The organism is Vibrio sp. 1557, from assembly GCF_033340175.1.
Lineage (GTDB): Bacteria > Pseudomonadota > Gammaproteobacteria > Enterobacterales > Vibrionaceae > Vibrio > Vibrio alginolyticus.
Window position 1 is genome coordinate 1 of the sequence record NZ_JAWOVZ010000090.1, and the last position, 1,602, is coordinate 1,602.

3 protein-coding genes and 1 pseudogene are annotated in these 1,602 nt (G+C 43.1%); 3 read left to right on the forward strand and 1 reads right to left on the reverse strand.

Annotated features, from left to right (window positions below):
• Positions 1-383: pseudogene (locus tag R7070_RS24825) on the reverse strand (OmpA family protein); the annotation flags it as partial.
• On the opposite strand from R7070_RS24825, the gene R7070_RS24830 reads away from it, so the two are divergent.
• From R7070_RS24830 to R7070_RS24840, 3 genes are all read left to right on the forward strand, one after another.
• Positions 375-641 (forward strand): hypothetical protein, encoded by a 267-nt coding sequence (locus R7070_RS24830; protein ID WP_318141352.1) that lies wholly within the window; start codon positions 375-377, stop codon positions 639-641. The pseudogene R7070_RS24825 and the gene R7070_RS24830 overlap by 9 nt on opposite strands.
• A 32-nt stretch (positions 642-673) precedes the next feature.
• On the forward strand, positions 674-1,306 hold the full coding sequence (locus R7070_RS24835) for a thiol:disulfide interchange protein DsbA/DsbL (RefSeq protein WP_005482658.1): 633 nt from the start codon (positions 674-676) through the stop codon (positions 1,304-1,306).
• Positions 1,307-1,319: 13 nt separating this feature from the next.
• Positions 1,320-1,602, forward strand: a 283-nt coding sequence (locus R7070_RS24840; protein ID WP_318141353.1) for an FKBP-type peptidyl-prolyl cis-trans isomerase N-terminal domain-containing protein, incomplete at its 3' end; no start/stop codon positions are given.

The following is a 1,602-nucleotide window of genomic DNA, read 5'->3' on the forward strand; positions in this document are numbered from 1 at the left end:
CCTGCTAAATAGTGCCCCAGCTTTCGTAACCAATCTTGTGAGTTTGACGACAATTGCGCCGACCCAGTCTGAAAGTGAACTTGCTCTTTTAAACGAATCATAAGGTGACCACCACCGATCGTCTCATGCGGGATATTGTGTCTATCCAAGAACATTTCTAGTGAGGTCACGTTGTTAGACTTTTTTTCGGCCGCCCTCGCCGTCTGATTAACACGTGGAGCCGTCGAAACGTGAGATGCACTCGCATACCCCCACTCAGGGTGTCTCAGCTCGGTGTTTGTTTTTGGGGCTGTATCCAACATATTCCCACCCGGAACCATGTCTGGATTAAGGCTGCTACACCCACTAAGAATGCCACAGACAATGAAAAACCAATGCTTCATACCGTTACCAACGTAGAAAGAATTCTTGTTCACTATGTCGACGAAAAATACATATTCTTTAGTGTTTTTCGTTGTTTGATTGTTTTATATGCACCGTTCGTGCCATTCTCAGTTCGAGCTTGTCGCCTAAGCTGCGAAACAGTAAACATCCAATTTGCTAACACCATGTCACTATTCGGTTATATCCACACCAGTCTGTTACTAATCGTCTCACTTTATTGGTATTTAATGGTTTTAGTCGCTATCGTTAACCGATAAACTACCGTAAATTTCTCATTCAGAGCGGTGTTATGTTTAAAACTATCTCAAAAGGCGTCGCTTTATTTGCCGCTATTGCGGCTCTGTCAGCATGTGACAGCGGCAATAGTCAGCCACAACAAGGTAAGCAATACGAAGTGTTGCCTGTTTCTCTTCAAGAATACAATCTGGCGCCACTAACCGAAGCTTTTGCCCTAACTTGCGGCCATTGTCGTTCAATGGAAGAGTTTGTCCCTCAAATTGAATCGCTAACAGAGCAAAAAGTTGAAAAGATGCACGTGACTTTCAATGAAAGTGCTCAGATCAGCGCAATTATCTTCTACACTGCTGTTATGCAGCTCGACGCAACACCAGATAAAGCATTCATGGCTGATTTATTTGCAGCGGTTCAAATGGGCGCAGATGCAACAGCAGAAGAGCGTCAACAAGCAGTAGAGAAAGCTTTTGAATCTCGTAACTTGATCAGCCCATACCATCTTGATGAAGCTCAACAGGAAAAACTGTTTGAATACATCACTAAAGCTGAATCCATCACTACTCGTGGCCAAATCAATTCTGTGCCAGCGTTTATCGTAAACGGTAAGTACCAAGTGATTACTGGCGGCCATGACAGCGTTGAGGCAATGGCAGAAACTATTAACTATTTGCTTAAGCAACCTAAATAGACAAGGAGTCAACGTGTCTAAATTTTTGTTTCCTATCATTATTTTTGTTTTAGCTGCATTTTTCATTTACCGCACTTGGACAAACCACAAAGTGGCAGATGAGAACTTTGCAAAAGGCCAAGCTTTCCTATTAGAAAATGCGAAAAAAGAAGGCGTGATCACGACAGAGAGCGGGCTTCAATACTTAGTACTAGAAAAAGGTACAGGTGACGTTCACCCAACCGCAACAAGTAAAGTGAAAGTGCACTACCACGGCACGCTTATCGATGGCACTGTTTTCGATAGTTCTGTAAATC

Coding starts and splice junctions, on each gene's coding strand:
- R7070_RS24835 (WP_005482658.1), top strand. CDS start 674: ATGTTTAAAACTATCTCAAAAGGCGTCGCTTTATTTGCCGCTATTGCG.
- R7070_RS24830 (WP_318141352.1), top strand. CDS start 375: ATGCTTCATACCGTTACCAACGTAGAAAGAATTCTTGTTCACTATGTC.